8 protein-coding genes are annotated in these 16,476 nt (G+C 72.9%); 5 read left to right on the top strand and 3 right to left on the bottom strand.

What is annotated here, in order from left to right:
- The first annotated feature begins 96 nt into the window (after positions 1–96).
- Both J2S42_RS02220 and J2S42_RS02215 read left to right on the top strand, forming a co-directional pair.
- Positions 97–2,469: a ribonucleoside-diphosphate reductase subunit alpha gene (locus J2S42_RS02220; RefSeq protein WP_307234679.1), complete on the top strand. Its 2,373-nt coding sequence runs from the start codon at positions 97–99 to the stop codon at positions 2,467–2,469.
- Positions 2,470–2,507: 38 nt separating this feature from the next.
- The gene (locus tag J2S42_RS02215; protein WP_307234677.1) at positions 2,508–3,503 is read left to right on the top strand and encodes a ribonucleotide-diphosphate reductase subunit beta; all 996 of its coding nucleotides are present in this window, start codon (positions 2,508–2,510) and stop codon (positions 3,501–3,503) included.
- Here J2S42_RS02215 and J2S42_RS02210 read toward each other — a convergent pair.
- Positions 3,455–4,408: a helix-turn-helix transcriptional regulator gene (locus J2S42_RS02210; protein ID WP_307234675.1), complete on the bottom strand. Its 954-nt coding sequence runs from the start codon at positions 4,406–4,408 to the stop codon at positions 3,455–3,457. The two genes, J2S42_RS02215 and J2S42_RS02210, sit on opposite strands and share 49 nt — an antisense overlap.
- A 159-nt stretch (positions 4,409–4,567) precedes the next feature.
- Between J2S42_RS02210 and J2S42_RS02205 the strand changes: the two genes are divergently transcribed.
- A complete protein-coding gene (locus J2S42_RS02205; RefSeq protein WP_307234673.1) occupies positions 4,568–5,470 on the top strand; it encodes a L,D-transpeptidase family protein in 903 nt (300 codons plus the stop codon).
- On the opposite strand, the gene J2S42_RS02200 is transcribed toward J2S42_RS02205, so the two are convergent.
- Positions 5,464–6,030, bottom strand: a complete 567-nt coding sequence (locus J2S42_RS02200; RefSeq protein WP_307234672.1) for a TetR/AcrR family transcriptional regulator — start codon at positions 6,028–6,030, stop codon at positions 5,464–5,466. The two genes, J2S42_RS02205 and J2S42_RS02200, sit on opposite strands and share 7 nt — an antisense overlap.
- 80 nt (positions 6,031–6,110) lie before the next feature.
- Here J2S42_RS02200 and J2S42_RS02195 point away from each other — a divergent pair, with 80 nt between their 5' ends.
- Entirely contained in the window at positions 6,111–7,547 is a 1,437-nt protein-coding gene (locus J2S42_RS02195) for an MFS transporter (protein WP_307234670.1), read from the top strand.
- Between the two features lie 285 nt (positions 7,548–7,832).
- Here J2S42_RS02195 and J2S42_RS02190 read toward each other — a convergent pair whose 3' ends face one another.
- A complete protein-coding gene (locus J2S42_RS02190; protein WP_307234668.1) occupies positions 7,833–8,759 on the bottom strand; it encodes a serine hydrolase domain-containing protein in 927 nt (308 codons plus the stop codon).
- Positions 8,760–9,030: 271 nt separating this feature from the next.
- Here J2S42_RS02190 and J2S42_RS02185 point away from each other — a divergent pair, with 271 nt between their 5' ends.
- Positions 9,031–16,434 carry a LamG-like jellyroll fold domain-containing protein gene (locus J2S42_RS02185; RefSeq protein WP_307234666.1) on the top strand — a complete coding sequence of 2,468 codons (7,404 nt, stop codon included), beginning with the start codon at positions 9,031–9,033 and terminating at the stop codon, positions 16,432–16,434.
- The last annotated feature ends 42 nt before the right edge of the window (positions 16,435–16,476 follow it).

Below are 16,476 nucleotides of genomic sequence, written 5' to 3'. Positions count from 1 at the left end.
ACCGCGGCCGCGATCCACGCGTGCCCGGTGGTGGCCTGCGCCCGCGCGGTCCGAGGACCTCATCGAGGGATTCGGACTCGCGAGGAGCGAACGAGGATGACGGTCACCGAGACCGCGGTACCGGCGCAGCAGACGCCACGAAGCACGATGCGGGTGCGCAAGCGGGACGGCGCACTGGAGCCCGTGGACGTCAACCGGATCGTGCGTGCGGTCGAGCGCCGGGCCGGGGACCTGACGGAGGTCGACCCGCTGCGGGTGGCGACCCGGACGATCAGCGGCCTGTACGACGGCGCGACCACCGAGGAACTGGACAAGCTCTCCATCCAGACCGCGGCGGAGCTGATCGGCGAGGAGCCGCAGTACTCCCGGCTCGCGGCCCGGCTGCTGATCAAGGCGGTCGAGGAGGAGGTCGCCGAGCAGGGCGTCGGCACGTTCGCCGAGTCGATCGCGCTGGCGCACCGGGAGGGGCTGATCGGCGACGAGACCGCAGCGTTCGCCGAGACGCACCGGCACGCGCTCGACGCGGCGATCGACACGCGCAACGACCTGCGTTTCGAGTATTTCGGGCTGCGCACGGTCGCGGACCGTTACCTGCTGCGCCACCCGCACACCCGCCGGGTCGTCGAGACACCGCAGTACTGGCTGCTGCGCGTCGCCTGCGGCCTGTCCCGGACCGTGGACGAGGCGATCGGCTTCTACCGCCTGATGTCCAGCCTGGCCTATCTGCCCAGCTCGCCGACGCTGTTCAACTCCGGCACCCGGCACACCCAGATGTCGTCCTGCTTCCTGGTCGACTCGCCGCGGGACGAGCTGGACTCGATCTACGAGCGCTACCACCAGGTCGCGAGGCTGTCGAAGTTCTCCGGCGGGATCGGCATCTCCTGGTCCCGGGTGCGGGGCCGGAGAGCGCTCATCCGGGGGACGAACGGGCGGTCCAACGGCATCGTGCCGTTCCTGAAGACGCTGGACGCCGGTGTGGCCGCGGTCAACCAGGGCGGCCGGCGCAAGGGCGCGGCGTGCGTCTACCTGGAGCCGTGGCACCCGGACGTGGAGGAGTTCCTGGAGCTGCGGGACAACACCGGCGAGGAGTCCCGGCGCACCCACAACCTGAACCTGGCCAACTGGATCCCGGACGAGTTCATGCGCCGGGTCGAGGCGGACGCGGACTGGTCGCTGATCGACCCGTCCGACGCGCCGGAGCTGCCCGACCTGTACGGCGCGGCGTTCGACGACGCCTACCGCGCGGCGGAGAAGAAGGCGGTGAAGACGGTCAAGGCACGCGACCTGTACGGCCGGATGATGCGCACGCTCGCGCAGACCGGCAACGGGTGGATGACGTTCAAGGACCCGTCGAACCGGCTGTCGAACCAGACCGGCGTGCCCGGCAACACCATCCACCTGTCCAATCTGTGCACCGAGATCCTCGAGGTGAACTCGGACGACGAGACCGCGGTCTGCAACCTGGGTTCGGTCAACCTGGGCGCGCACGTGACCGCGGACGGCGTCGACTGGGAGAAACTGCGTGCCACGGTACGGACCGCGGTGGTCTTCCTGGACCGGGTGATCGACATCAACTACTACCCGTCGGTGCAGGCGGCCGCGTCGAACCCGCGCTGGCGGCCGGTCGGGCTCGGGCTGATGGGCCTGCAGGACGCGTTCTTCACGCTGCGGCTACCGTTCGACTCGGCCGGGGCGAAGGAACTGTCCACCCGCGTCCAGGAGGAGATCTTCCTGACCGCGCTGGAGTCGTCCGCGGCGCTGGCCGAGGAGTTCGGCGCGCACCCGGCGTTCGCGCAGACCCGGGCCGCGAAGGGTGACCTGCACCCGGACCTGTGGGGGGCCACGCCCACGCAGACCGCGCGGTGGGCGGCGCTGCGGGCGCGGATCGCCGCGACCGGGCTGCGCAACTCGCTGCTGGTGGCGATCGCGCCGACCGCCACGATCGCGTCGATCGCCGGTGCCTACGAGTGCATCGAGCCGCAGGTGTCCAACCTGTTCAAACGCGAGACGATGTCCGGCGAGTTCCTTCAGATCAACACCTATCTGGTACGGGAACTGAAGGCCCGTGGACTGTGGACCGCGCCGATCCGGGAGCGGATCAAGCGTGCCGAGGGCTCGGTGCAGGGCATCGCGGAGCTGCCCGCGGACGTGCGGGAGCTGTTCCGCACCGCATGGGAGCTGCCGCAGCGCGCGCTGATCGACCTGGCCGCGGCCCGCGCGCCGTACATCGACCAGTCGCAGTCGCTGAACCTGTTCCTGAGCGCGCCGACGATCGGCAAGCTGTCCTCGATGTACCTGTACGCCTGGAAGTCCGGGCTGAAGACCAGCTACTACCTGCGCTCGCGGCCGGCCACCCGGATCCAGCAGGCGACCGTGGCGGTGCGGGCACCGGCCGCGGTCACCGTCTCCGCGGCGGAGGCGCTCGCCTGCTCACTGGAGAACCCCGAGTCCTGCGAAGCCTGCCAGTAGCACCGCTCACCACGTACCCCCGAAGGAATTCGATCTTCATGTTGCTCGACCCCGGAATGGACCTGACGCTGCGGCCGATGAAGTACCCGCACTTCTTCGACCGGTTCAAGGACGCCATCAAGAACACCTGGACCGTGGAGGAGGTCGACCTGCACGCCGACCTCGCCGACCTGGCCAAGCTCTCACCCGCGGAGCAGCACCTGGTCTCCCGGCTGGTCGCGTTCTTCGCCACCGGCGACACGATCGTGGCCAACAACCTGGTGCTCAACCTGTACCAGCACGTCAACTCGCCGGAGGGCCGCCTCTACCTGTCCCGGCAGCTGTTCGAGGAGGCCGTGCACGTCCAGTTCTACCTGAACCTGCTGGACACGTACGTGCCGGACGAGAAGGAGCGGTTCGCGGCGTTCGCGGCCGTGGAGAACATTCCGTCGATCGCGCGCAAGGCCGAGTTCTGTTTCCGGTGGATCGACTCAATCTTCGAGATGCGGACGCTGGAGTCCCGCGACGACCGGCGGAAGTTCCTGCTCAACCTGATCTGCTTCGCCGCCTGCATCGAGGGCCTGTTCTTCTACGGCGCGTTCGCGTACGTCTACTTCCTGCGCTCCCGGGGCCTGCTGCACGGCCTCGCGTCCGGCACGAACTGGGTGTTCCGCGACGAGTCGATGCACATGGCGTTCGCGTTCGACGTGGTCGACACCGTGCGCGCGGAGGAGCCGGAGCTGTTCGACGCGGAGATGGAACGGCAGGTCCGCGACATGCTGGCCGAGGCCGTCGAGTGCGAGGTGCAGTTCGCGGCCGACCTGCTCGACCAGGGCGTCTCCGGCATGTCCCTGGCGGACATGCGCGAGTACCTCCAGCACGTGGCGGACCGCCGGCTGGCCGTGCTCGGCATCGCGCCGATGTACGGTTCGGTGAACCCGTTCGCGTTCATGGAGCTGCAGGACGTGCAGGAGCTGTCCAACTTCTTCGAGCGCCGCGTCTCCGCCTACCAGGTCGGCGTGACCGGCTCGGTCACGTTCGACGACGACTTCTGACGACGCCGCCGGGGTCCCGGAGCCCGGGACCCCGGCCGGCCACTCAGGACCGGTAGCGGCCGCTGAGCACGCCGAGCACGTCGGCGTAGCGGCCCTCCGCGACCGCGTCGCGCTGCCACCTCACCCGCTCGACCAGGATCTGCCCGGCCTTCGGGTCCGCCTCCAGCAGGCTCATCACCTCGTCCAGGAAGTCGTCCAGCGGCATCGCCACCTCCGAGTTCTGCTGGTTCATCAGCGTGGTCCGGATGGCCGGCGGCACCAGCACTGCAGGTGCAGCTCGCCGACCAGCGGGTGCCGCAGCAGCTTGGGCGCCGAGGCGAGCGGCGCGACCTGCCGCCCGGGCGATGGGCCAGCCCGGCGCGCAGGTCGGCCGCGTAGGCCCGGCCGATCAGCTCGTGCTCGGCCGGGTCGTTGGCGTCCCGCGACGCCGGGTCGGCGAACCAGCGCCAGGTGACGTTCGACCGGTAGCCGGGCAGCCCGGTCCAGACGCCCAGCAGGTGTCGCGCGGCCCGGTTCTGCGCGACCACGGTGAGCAGCTCGTCGGCCACCTGCGCCGGTGTCCGGTCGAGCTCGTCGAGCAGGTAGAGCATCGCCGGGTCGACGTGGGCCAGCGGGGAACGCGACTCCGGCGGCTGCTGACCGGCGAGCCGGAACAGGTAGTCCTGCTCGTCACCGGTGAGCCGGATCGCCCGGGCCAGGCCGGCCAGCGCCGCCGCGGACGGGGTGCGCACCCTGCCCTGCTCCAGCCGGGAGTAGTAGTCCGGCGACAGCGCGGCCAGTGTCGCCACCTCCTCCCGGCGCAGGCCGGGGGTGCGGCGCCGGCCGCCGCCGGGGAGCCCCACGTCCTCGGGACGGAGCCGTTCCCGCCGGTGACGCAGGAACTCGCCGAGCGCGTTGTCGTCCATCTCCACCCCCTTCGTCGCGGCCGTGGGACCAGCATGGCCGCGCGGGGCGGGGATAGGTAGGCCACGTTCAGCCTAGGTGTCCGAGACCCTGGCTGCCGGCTGTCGGGGCGTTTGTCGTGTTTGCCCGGGAAAGCGGCCGTGATCAGGGAAAATGGCGGGATGAACGTGCGGCGGGCGGCGGTGCTCGGCTTCGTGATCGCGATGGCGGGCGGGTGCGGTGGCGGGCCCGGCACGCCGGTCGCGCAGCCGGGCGGGACCGGCGGCCCGCCGGTCCCGCCGAGCGCCGTCCCGGGCATCACCGGCTCGCCGACGCCGGGCTCGCCGGCGCCGGGGGCGCTGTTGCCGCCGCCCGCCTCCGCGTCACCGGCCGTCTCCGTGCCGCCCTGGTCGCCGCTCTGGTCGCCGCCCCGGTCGTCGTCCTCATCGCCGTCTTTGTCGCCGGGTGCGACTCCCGCGGCGGGTGCGGACGGGGTGCTGGAGCGCGGTGAGGCCGGGCCGGACATCCTGGCCTTGCAGCGGCGACTGGACGCGCTGGGCTACTGGAACGGGCCGGCCGACGGCAGTTTCGGGCAGCTCACGATGCAAGCGGTGTACGCGGTGCAGAAGGCGGCCGGCCTGGAACGCACCGGCCGCGCCGACGCCGGGACCCTCGCCGCGCTGGCCGCCGGGGTACGCCCGGCCGCGCGGAGCCGGACCGGCCACCGCGTCGAGATCGACCTGGACCGGCAACTGCTCCTGCTGGCCGACGACGGCGCGGTCACGAAGATCTTCAACACCTCCACCGGGTCGAACGAGTTCTACCGCCACCAGGGCCGGCGCTACCTGGCGGACACGCCGGCCGGGAGGTTCCGGGTCGGCCGGCAGATCGACGCCTGGCGGTACGGGCCGCTCGGCCCGCTCTACCGGCCGAAGTACTTCAACGGTGGGATCGCCGTGCACGGCGCGCACGACATCCCGCCGCGGCCCGCGTCGCACGGCTGCGCGCGGCTGTCGATCGCGGCGATGGACTGGCTGTGGACGAACGGCGCGATGCCGGTCGGCACCCGGGTCTGGGTCTACTGACCCGGTCCCGTCCCGTCCATGCCGAAGCCGGCCAGCAGGGCGGCCGCCCACGGCGGTGCCGGCACCGCGTCCGGGCCGGCCAGCCGCATCGCGCTGAGCACGGTGCAGAGCATGCCCTCGGCCATGAACGCGTGCATCTCCTCCGTCGAACCACCGGTCAGTCCGCGGACCGTCTCGTAGATCCGGCCGAAACCGGCGCGCACCACGTCGCCGATCTCCGGGTCCGCGGACGCGCCGAAGCCGTGCAGCAGCACCGCCAGCAGATCCCGCTCGGCCAGCAGGTCGATGTAGGCGCCGCCGAGCATCGCCACGTCCGTGCCCTGCGTCGCGGCCTCGCGGAAGGTGGCCTCGATCCGGTCGCAGACGTGCTCCATCACCGCGATGAACAGCCGCTGTTTCGACCCGAAGAGCCGGATCACGTACGGCTGGGTGACGCCGGCGAGGCGGGCGACCTGGTCGGTGGTGGTGCCCGCGTAGCCACCGGAGGCGAACGCGGTGACCGCGGCGGCGATCAGCTGTTCCCCTCGCTCGGCGGCGGTGAGCCGGGTTCGGACCGTCATGGTTGACAGGTTATCAGTTGATAACTACATTCACGGCGAGATTAGTTATCAGTCAATAACAACTTCCCGGGGGTACGAGCATGAGCGCTCCGACACGGCCACTCGCGGCGGTCCTCGCCGCGGTCGGCATACCGATGTTCATGGTCACGCTGGACAACCTGGTGGTGACGACCGCGCTGCCGGTCATCCGGGACCAGCTCGGCGCGTCCCTGACCGACCTGCAGTGGTTCGTCAACGCGTACACGCTGCCGTTCGCCGCGCTGCTGCTCACCGCGGCCGCGCTCGGCGACCGGATCGGCCGCAAGCGCCTCTTCCTGGCCGGCATCGCGCTGTTCACGCTCGCGTCCGCGGCCTGCGCCACGGCCACCGAGCCGTGGATGCTCACCACCGCCCGCGCGGTCCAGGGCGCCGCCGGTGCCGCGGTCATGCCGCTGTCGCTGACGCTGCTGGCCGCGGCCGTACCGTCGAGGATGCGCAACGCCGCGGTCGGCATCTGGGGCGGCATCAGCGGCCTCGGCGTCGCGGTCGGCCCGGTGGTCGGCGGCGCGGTCGTCGAGGGCCTCGACTGGAACTGGATCTTCTGGCTGAACGTGCCGGTCGGCGTGCTCGCGCTGGTCCTCGCGGCCGTCGTGCTCGGCGAGTCACGCGGCGGCGCCCGTCGCCTCGACCCGCTCGGCCTGGTCCTCTCCGCCGCCGGCGTGCTCGCGCTGGTCTGGGGCGTCGTCGACGGACCGGACCACGGCTGGACCTCGGCCCGGGTGCTCGCGTTGCTCGGCGGCGGCGCGGCGTTGATGGCCGGCTTCCTGGTCTGGCAGCGCGTCAACCCGGTCCCGATGCTGCCGCTGAGCCTGTTCCGCAACCGCGGTTTCGGCGTGGTCAGCGCGGTCGCGTTCGCGTTCTCCGCCGGTGTGTTCGGCTCGGTCTTCCTGCTCGCCCAGTTCTTCCAGGTGGTCCAGGGCCTGGACCCGTTCGCCGCCGGCGTCCGCACGCTGCCCTGGACGATGGCCCCGATGGTCGTCGCCCCGATCGCCGGCCTGCTGGTCGGCCGGGTCGGCGCCCGCACGCTGATCGTCCTCGGCCAGGCCCTGCTCGCCGCCGCCATCCTGTGGATCGCCGCCGCCTCCACCGCCATCGTCGGCTACGGCGCGCTCGTCGGCGCGTTCGCGATGGCCGGCGTCGGCATGGGCCTGACCTTCGCCCCGATGTCCACGCTGGTCCTGGCCAGCGTCGACGAGTCCCAGCACGGCGTGGCGTCCGGCGCCAACAACACGATCCGCGAGCTGGGCGTGGCGGTCGGCGTCGCGGTCCTCGCCTCGGTCTTCTCCTCCCGCGGCGACTACATCAGCGCCACCGCCTTCGTCGACGGCCTGGTCCCGGCGATCATGGTCGGCGGCCTGGTGGTCGCGGCCGGCACGCTGATCGCGCTCTTCCTCCCCGGCCGCCACCCACGGCCGTCGGCGGCGCAGGTGTCCGTCGCGGACGAGAACGCCACACCGCTCCCGGCCCCGGTCGGCTGACCCGCTCGGCACCGCCCCCGGCGGTGCCGGCCACGCTCCCCGGGCTCGGTTCCCGGTGCGGTGGGCCGGTATCGCCGGTTGTCGGTTTCGGGCGGGGTGGGCCGGTCCCGCCGGTTGCCGGGTTCCGGCCGGTCTCGCCGGTTGCCGGGTCCGGCCGGTCCCGCCGGATCTCAGACATCGCCGTGTCGCCCGGACGGCAGCGATCTCGCCCGCCCGGCATCGGCACCCCCGCTCGATATTTCCTGACATCGCCACCGGCGGCAGCACGGCTGACCGGCCGCCGCCTCAGCTGAGCGTGGGCAGCGCGACGTCGTCGAGGAGGTGGGCCGGGAGCCGCCACTGCTCCGGGTCGTCGTAGTCGCCGGCGGTGATCACGACGACCGCGGCCAGCGAGGGCAGCACGATCAGGCGCTGGCCGCCGTTGCCGATCGCGGACGGTGCGGGATGCCCGCCGGCCGTGCCGAGATACCACTGGTAGCCGTACCCGTCGCCCCAGTCCACGGTGAGCCACGGGGTCAGCATCTCGGTCACCCACGCGGCCGGCACCACGTCGCCGCCGCCGGTCAGCACCAGCTCGCCGATCCGGGCCAGGCCGCGTGGCGTGAGGCGTAGCCCGGACGCGGCCGAGAACACGCCGTCCTCGGCCGCCATCCACTCGAACGCGTCGATACCGAGCGGCCCGAACAGCCGCTCGGCGGCGTAGTCGCGCAGCGACCGCCCGGTCCCGGCCGTGATCAGATGGCCGAGCAGCGCGGACGCGCCGCCCGAATAGACCCATCGCAGGCCGGGCGGCGAGATCACCGGCCGCTCCAGGACGTACCGGTTGCGGTCCGGGGCCAGGTCCATCGCGATCTCACCGTTGGCCGGGCCGGAGTAGGGGATCTCCTCCCGCCACTCCAGCCCGAGTGACATGGTCAGCGCGTGCGCCACGGTGAGCCGGGCCCGCGCCGGGTCCGCGGCCAGGTCCGGGTATTCCGGGAACGACGCCAGCAGCGGCGCGTGCGGCGGTGGTACCCGGCCGTCGGCGAGCGCGATCCCGTACAGCAGCGCGACCACGCTCTTGGTCACCGACCGCACGTCGTGCAGCGTGCCCGCGTCGAACGCGACGTGCCCGAGCGGCCGGTCCCAGGCGAAGTCCGGGCCCGCGCCGTACCGTTCGATCAGGGTCCGTCCATGCTGGACGACGAGGAATCCGTGCAGATTGTCCGTCACGCGACCGAGTATCCGGTCTGACACGGTGTGCGAGTCCAGGGTTTTGTCGGAATTAACGGTGCGGCGGCTACTCCAGGTGACGTTGCCGCTACGGGTCCGGTGGCCGATCTTGGCCGGTCCCGGCCCCGCCACGCCGACGGCGCCACGCCGCATCCGCCGGGCGTGCCGTCACGCCCCGAACATGGGCGTCGCCTGGCAGCTTCTTGTCAGTTTCCTGTGAGCGCGTCTAGCGTCCCGGTGATCGTCGGCCATTGATACGGGGGAGTGCCACGTGAGGTATCGCCGTGCGCCCGGAACCAGACCAAAATACGTTGCCCGCCTAGGGATCCTGCTCGCAGCCGCGCTCGTCGCGTCCGCATTGGACGTTCCGGCCGCGGCGCGGGCCGAGGCCGCGGTGCTGGCGCCGGAGGCCCGCAACGCGGTGCCGAAGCCGTGCCCGGCCGACCGCGCCGACCTGGTCTCGGCCGCGGTCGCGGCGAAGCTGTGCGGCGGCCGGGTGGAGGCGCTCGGCGAGCGCTCCGAGACCACCCAGGTCTTCGCGAACCCGGACGGCACGATCACCGAGGAGCGGGCGCTGGCCCCGGTCCGGGTGCGCGCCGGCGACCGCTGGGAGGCCGTCGACCTGACGCTCGTCAAGCGCCCGGACGGTACGGTCGCGCCGCGCGTGCACCCCCGTGCGCTGGAGCTGAGCGGCGCGGCGCCGGGCACCGGCAGCCACGAGGTCGCCGCGTTCGGCAGCGGCGGCGAGCGTACCGGCTTCTCCTGGACCGGCCCGCTGCCGGAGCCGGTGCTGGACGGCCCGACCGCCACGTACCGTGAGGTGCAGCCGGGCGTCGACCTGGTGGTCACCGCGCAGAGCACCGGGTACGCGCAGTTCTTCGTCGCCAAGGACCGGGCCGCGCTGAAGCGGATCTCGACGCTGCGGCTGCCGATCAGCACCGGTGCGCTGAGACCGGCGGCGGACGGCGCGGGCGGGCTCACGTTCAACGACGCGAAGGGCCGCCCGGTCGGGCGTGCGCAGGCGCCGGTGATGTGGGACGCGACGGTCGGCGCCCGCTCCGGCGAGCACGTCAACGTGGCGGGGGTCGGCCTGAAGGTCACCGGCGGGCGGACGCTGGAGCTGACCGCGGACCCGGACTTCGTCGCCCGCCCGGACCTGACGTTCCCGGTCACGATCGACCCGCCGGCGTCGCTGCCGGTCGCGTTCGACGCGTTCGTGCAGAACTCCTACAGCAGCGACCAGTCCGGCGCGAGCGAGCTGAAGCTCGGCCACATCGAGGACGGCGGCTCCTACACCGCGCGGTCGTACCTGCGGTTCGGCACCACCGGCATCCACGGTACCCAGATCACCACGGCGAAGCTGCGGCTGTGGAACACGCACTCGTACTCGTGCACGGCCGCGTCCTGGGAGGCGTGGCGCACGGACACCGCGACCACGGCCACCCGGTGGACCGCGCAGCCGGCCGCGCGGGAGAAGGTCGGCACGTCCACCGAGACCCGCGGCTACAGCTCGTCCTGCGGTGACGGCTACGTCTACGTCGAGGTCGGCAAGGCGCTGCAGTACGCGGCGGACAACAACAGCGCGGACGTCACGATCATGCTGCGCGGCACCAGCGAGACGTCCTCGGCGAGCTGGAAGAAGTTCGACTCGGCGGAGGCCGCTCACCCGCCGCTGATCACGGTCACCTACAACGCGGCGCCGTCCGTGCCGGACGCCCCCGCGGTCGCGCCCTGCTACTCCTCGTGCGGCGCGGGCGCGGGCACGTCCGGCGTGCGGCCGACGCTGTCGGTGAAGCTCGCCGACACCAACGCCGGCCAGGCGCTGCGGGCCGAGTTCGAGGTGCGCACCAAGGCGGCCGGCGCGGCCGTGGCGGCCTCCGGCACGCTGTCCGGCAGCTGGACGAACGGCTCGACCGCGGCCTGGCAGGTGAGCACGGACCTGGTCAACGGCACCACGTACCAGTGGCGGGCGCGGGCCAGGGACCCGTACGCGGACGGTGCCTGGACCGGCTGGACCGACCTGACCGTGGACACCGACAGGCCCGGCGTGCCGTTCGTGTCCGCGCAGGTCTACCTCGACGACGGGCAGCCGCACGGCGGTGCCGGGCAGGCGGACACGTTCACGTTCACGCCGGCCGGCGGCGGCGGCGACCTGGCCGCGTTCGTCTACCGGCTGGACACCGACGCGGCCGCCACCACGGTCGCCGCGACCGGGACGATCACCCGCGTGCTCACCCCGGCCGACGGCCTGCGCACGCTGACCGTGCAGGCGAAGGACCGGGCCGGCAACCTGTCCGCGGCGAACACGTACACGTTCTCGGCCGGGTCGGCCGCGCTGGCCCAGCCGCTGCCGGGCGCGACCGTGGTGAAGCGGACCAAGCTCGAGGTCTTCACGCCGGTGGCCGGCTACACCCGCGCGTACTTCGAGTACCGGCGCGGTCCCGGCGCACCGGCGCTGCCCGTACCGTCGGCGAATCTGATGTCCGCCACCGGTGCCCCGGTCACCGCGACCGCGGCGTCGCCGGTCGCGTTCACCGCGCTCGGCGGGTACGCGATCTGGTCCGCCACCGACACGCTCGGCGCGGTCGGCGGCGTGGTCGAGGTCCGCGCCCGGATCTTCACGGCCACGTCCGCCGGGCCGGTCTACGACACCCCGTGGGTACGCGTCACGGTCGACTCCAGCGGTGACGGCGCCGCGACCGACGAGGCCGGCCCCGGCGCGGTCAACCTGCTCACCGGTGACCTCACGCTGGAGGACACCGACGTGGACGAGCTCGGCCTGTCGGTCAGCCGGACCGCGTCCTCGCGCGGCACCGACGGCGGCTGGACCGCGATGCCGCAGAAGCTGACCGCGAACCAGCAGCAGGTCTCCACCGACCTGACCGGCTTCGCCGTGCCGTCGACCAGCACCGCGGTCCGGTCCACCGCGCGCGGCCAGGGCGACGTCACGCCGGCCGACTCGATCGAGATCACCCCGGCCGCGTCCGGCACCGGCACCGACACGTACGTGGCACTCGGCGGCGACACCGGCGCGCTGCGGCTCGGCATGGTGGCCGGGCGCACCTACCGCGCCACCGGCTGGATCTACGTGCCGGCCGCGACCACGCTCGCCCCGGCCAGCCCGGCGACCGGCCTGCGGATCGTCGGGTTCTACAAGAACGGGACCGCGTACACGCCGGTGGCCTCGCCGATGGCCGCCTACCTGGACGGCTGGCAGGAACTGTCGGTCACCATGACGATCCCGGCCGGCGCCACCGAGGCGCTGTTCCGGCTCTACAACGGCAACGCGGGCGGCAGCGGGCGCAAGGTCTACTGGGACAACGTCTCGGTGACCGAGGTGGTGGCGCCGTTCGGCCCGTCCTGGGTGGGCGGCGCGACCGGCGGCGCGGCGGAGAGCGACTACACCACGCTGTCCTTCACCGAGGCGTCGCTGGCCCAGGTGACGATGACCGACGGCAGCTGGATCACGTTCTCCCGCAACGCGGACGGCAGCACGTTCACGCCCGAGCCGGGCGGCGAGACGCTGTCGCTGACCAGGCCGGACGCGACCTCGTACCGGCTGACCGAGGCGGACGGCACGGTCGCCGAGTTCACCCAGCAGGGCGGCGTCTGGACGGTCACCTCCACCTGGACCGCGGAGGGCGACACCACCAGCCGGTACGTCTACGACACCACCGGCGGCCGGCTGCTGCTCAAGCGCGTGATCAACCCGGCGGAGCCCGGCGTCGGCGACTGCACCACCGCCACCCCGGCGCGCGGCTGCGAGGTGCTGGAGTACGTGCACGCCACCGCGACCGCCACGGGCCTGAGCCAGACCGTGTTCGGCGACTACGCCGACCGGGTCACCGGCGTGCGGATCTGGACCTGGGACCCGGCGCGCAACGCCGAGGTCGCGGTGGACGTGGCCCGGTACGCCTACGACGACCTCGGCCGGCTGCGCGAGGTCTGGGACCCGCGGATCACCCCCGCGGTCAAGACCACCTACGAGTACGACGCGGTCGGCCGGGTCGTGCGGACCACGCCGCCGGGCGAGCTGCCCTGGTCGGCCGACTACGGCAACCCGGACGTGGACGCGGCCGCGCTGCGCTGGGGCCTGGACGGCAACGCGAACGACGGCTCCGGCGCCGGCCGCAACGGCACCGCGACCGGCGTCACCTGGGGCGAGGGCAACGACCCGGGCAACCCCGGCGACCGGGCGGCCGTGTTCACCGGCGCGGCCGGGCAGCAGATCACCGCGTCCGGTACCGCGCTGTCCAACACCGCGTCGTACACGGTCTCGGCCTGGGCCCGGATCACCGACAAGTCCGCCAGCCGCACGATCGTCTCCAAGGACGGCAGCCGGACCAGCGGATTCTTCCTCACCTACGTCGCCGACACGGACCGGTGGGCGTTCTCCCGGACCACCGCGGACGCGGACTCGTCGTCCTCGGTCCGGGCCACGTCGAACACGGCGCCGGTGCTCGGCCGCTGGACCCACCTGGCCGGCGTCCACGACACCGCCACCGGGCGGATGGTGCTCTACGTCGACGGCGTGCCGCAGAGCACCACGGTGCCGGCCGGCGGCTGGAACGCCACCGGCGGCTACGTGGTCGGCCGGGCCAAGTGGGCCGGCGCGGCCGCGAACCCGTGGGCCGGCGGCATCGACGACGTGCGCATCTACGGCTCCGCGCTGACCGCGGCGCAGATCGCCGACCTGGCCGGTGACGAGAACGGCGGCCGGCTGCTGCGGATCCGCCGGTCCGCGCTGCAACCGGGCAGCAAGACCGCCACGGACGGCGAGACCGCGGTCACGCTGGTCTACAACACGCCGCTGACCAGGGCGAGCGGCGGCCCGTACGACCTGGACTCGGCCGCGATCGCCAGCTGGGGGCAGACCGACCTGCCGACCGACGCCACCGCGGTGTTCCCGGCCGAACAGGTCCCGGCCTGCTTCAGCGCCCGGGCGGGCTGCCCCGGCCCGAACGGGTTCGGCTACGCCACCGTGCACTACCTGAACGCGGGCGGGCAGGAGGTGAACACCGCGACGCCCGGCGGTCACATCGACACCAGCGAGTACGACCGGTTCGGCAACGTGGTGCGCACGCTGGAGGCGTCCGAGCGGGAACTCGCGCTCGGCACCCGGCCCGGCGCCGCGGCCGACCTGGCCACGCTCGGCCTGCTCGAGTCCGGCACCGCGATCCGGGCGCTGGCGCTGTCCACGGTGAACACGTTCGGCCCGGACGGCACCGACCAGCTGGAGCACCTCGGCCCGACCCGGACGGTCACGCTCGACCGGCCGCTGGCCGACCCGGACGGCACCGGGCCGCTGACCGCGCGCGCGGCCGGGGACACCGTCATCGCGCGCGCCCGGACCGTCTCGGCGTACGACGAGGGCCGGCCGGACGGCGCCACGTACCACCTGGAGACCACCCGGACCGAGGGCGCCAGCGTCGACGGCTACCCGCTGGCCGACGCGCGGGTGACCAGGACCGGGTACGCGGCGGAGAAGGGCGGCCACTCCGGCTGGGCACTGAAGAAGCCGACCATGTCGATCGTGGAGGCGACACCGGGCGGCGCCCGGCAGACCAGCTGGACGGTCTACGACGCGGCCGGCCGGATCACCGCCACCTGGGGCATCGGCGCGACCGGCACCGACGCCCGCACCACCGAGATGATCTACTACACCGGCGGCGCGAACACCGTGGACACCGCGTGCGGCAACCGTCCCGAGTGGGCCGGTCAGCTGTGCGTGTCCCGGGCCGCCGGTGCGGTGCAGGGTCACGACCCGGCCCGGATGGCCGGTGCGCTGCCGGTCCGGCGGATCACCGGGTACACCCGGTTCGGCGACGAGGCGGCGGTGACCGAGACCGCGGCCGGCGTCACCCGCACCACGACCATCACGTTCGACGCGGCGGACCGGGAGTACAGCACGCTGGTCACGTCGGACGCGGGTGCGGCGCTGCCGGCGGTCGTGACCGGCTACGACCCGGCGACCGGCCGCGCGGTGACCAGCACGGCCGGGACGGACACGATCACCCGGGAGTACGACGCGCTCGGCCGGCTGGTCGCCTACACCGACGCGGACGGCGCGCGCACCAGCACCGAACTCGACCGGTACGACAACGAGGTGCGCGTCGTCGACCCGACTGGCACCACCACCTACGAGTACGACCGGGCGGTGGACCCGCGCGGGCTGTTGACCGGGCTCACCGACAGCAACGCGGGCAGCTTCACCGCCCGGTACTCCCCGGACGGGCAGCTGGTCACGGTCACCTATCCGGGCGGGATCACTCGCACCGACCGGCTGGACGCGAACCTGCAGCCGGCCGGGCGCACCTACACCCGTACCGCCGACGGGCTGGTGATCTGGTCCGAGTCGGTGGTGGACAACTCGGCCGGGCAGTGGACGCGGCACCAGTACACCGGCGGCGAGTCGGCGTACGCCTACGACGGGTTCGGGCGGCTGGTCACGGCCCGGCACGACAGCGCGGTCACCGGCGGCTGCCTGACCCGCACGTACGCCTACGACGACCGGACGAACCGGACCCGGAGCACCGCGTACGCGCCCGGCGCGGACGGCGGGTGCGCCACGTCCACGGCCGAGTCGGAGTCGGTCTACACGCACGACACCGCGGACCGGATCACCAACGCCGGTTTCCGCTACGACGCGCTCGGCCGCACGGTCGGGCTGCCGGACGGGATGACGATCGACTACTACGCCAACGACCTGGTCCGCGGCCAGCAGCTCGACGACGCCCGGCAGACCTGGACGCTCGACCCCGCGCACCGGCTGCGGGCCGCGCGGACCGAGACGCTGGCCGGCACCACCTGGACCGAGACCGCGACCACGCTCCAGCACTACGCGGACGACAGCGACGAGCCGCGGTGGACGATCGAGGACGGCACCGGCGCCTGGACGCGCTACGTGTCCGGCCCGGACGGCGACCTGGGCGCGTCGGTGACCTCCGGCGGCACGGTCCTCGTGCAGCTGGCCAACCTGCACGGCGACGTGGCCGCGGTGATCGACCCGGTCGCCGGCACGCCGGAGGTGTACCAGTACGACGAGTTCGGCACGCCGCTGGCCGGGCAGGCCGACCTGCGGTACGGCTGGCTCGGCGCGAAGCAGCGGTCCGGCGACGCGATGGGCGACCTGATCCTGATGGGCGTCCGGCTCTACTCGCCGGGCCTGGGCCGGTTCCTGACCGTCGACCCGATCGCGGACGGCAGCTGCAACGCGTACGACTACAGCTGCGCCGACCCGGTCAACCGGTTCGACCTGGACGGCCGGAAGTGGTGCTGGAAGTTCTGCAAGCACGGCAAGAACCCGTACTGGCGGATGGCGTTCCACGGCACCCGGATCGCCGGCTCCGCGTTCGGCATGCTCGGCGCCGGCGTGGTCTACCGCGGCGGCTACCGGTCGATCCGCAGCGGCTGGAAGGTCTACCGGTCGGTGCGCAAGAAGGGCTGGAAGGCCTCGTTCCACCCGTTCCGCACCAAGACCAGGCGGGAGAAGGTGAAGTACATCCTGTCCGGCATCGGCGGCTGGATGGGCTACCACGACATCCGCAACGACTGGCGCGGCTTCAAGCGGGCGGCGCGGGACGCGTCCAAGCCGTGGGCGGCCAAGTACTGCCGCGGCGTCCGCAAGCTCAAGCGGCGCATCTTCGGCCGCTACGCGGGCTCCAGCTGCCGGTAGCGAACCGGCCGGACGGCGGGGTACGCGTCCGCGCGTACCCCG

Origin of the sequence: Catenuloplanes indicus (assembly GCF_030813715.1) — a bacterium.
GTDB classification, from domain to species: domain Bacteria; phylum Actinomycetota; class Actinomycetes; order Mycobacteriales; family Micromonosporaceae; genus Catenuloplanes; species Catenuloplanes indicus.
This window is presented reverse-complemented; position numbering and strand designations above follow the sequence as displayed.

Bases quoted from the DNA above. Each gene is read 5' to 3' on its own strand.
- J2S42_RS02220 (WP_307234679.1), top strand. From the start codon at position 97: ATGACGGTCACCGAGACCGCGGTACCGGCGCAGCAGACGCCACGAAGC.
- J2S42_RS02215 (WP_307234677.1), top strand. From the start codon at position 2,508: ATGTTGCTCGACCCCGGAATGGACCTGACGCTGCGGCCGATGAAGTAC.
- J2S42_RS02210 (WP_307234675.1), bottom strand. From the start codon at position 4,408: ATGGACGACAACGCGCTCGGCGAGTTCCTGCGTCACCGGCGGGAACGG.
- J2S42_RS02205 (WP_307234673.1), top strand. From the start codon at position 4,568: ATGAACGTGCGGCGGGCGGCGGTGCTCGGCTTCGTGATCGCGATGGCG.
- J2S42_RS02200 (WP_307234672.1), bottom strand. From the start codon at position 6,030: ATGACGGTCCGAACCCGGCTCACCGCCGCCGAGCGAGGGGAACAGCTG.
- J2S42_RS02195 (WP_307234670.1), top strand. From the start codon at position 6,111: ATGAGCGCTCCGACACGGCCACTCGCGGCGGTCCTCGCCGCGGTCGGC.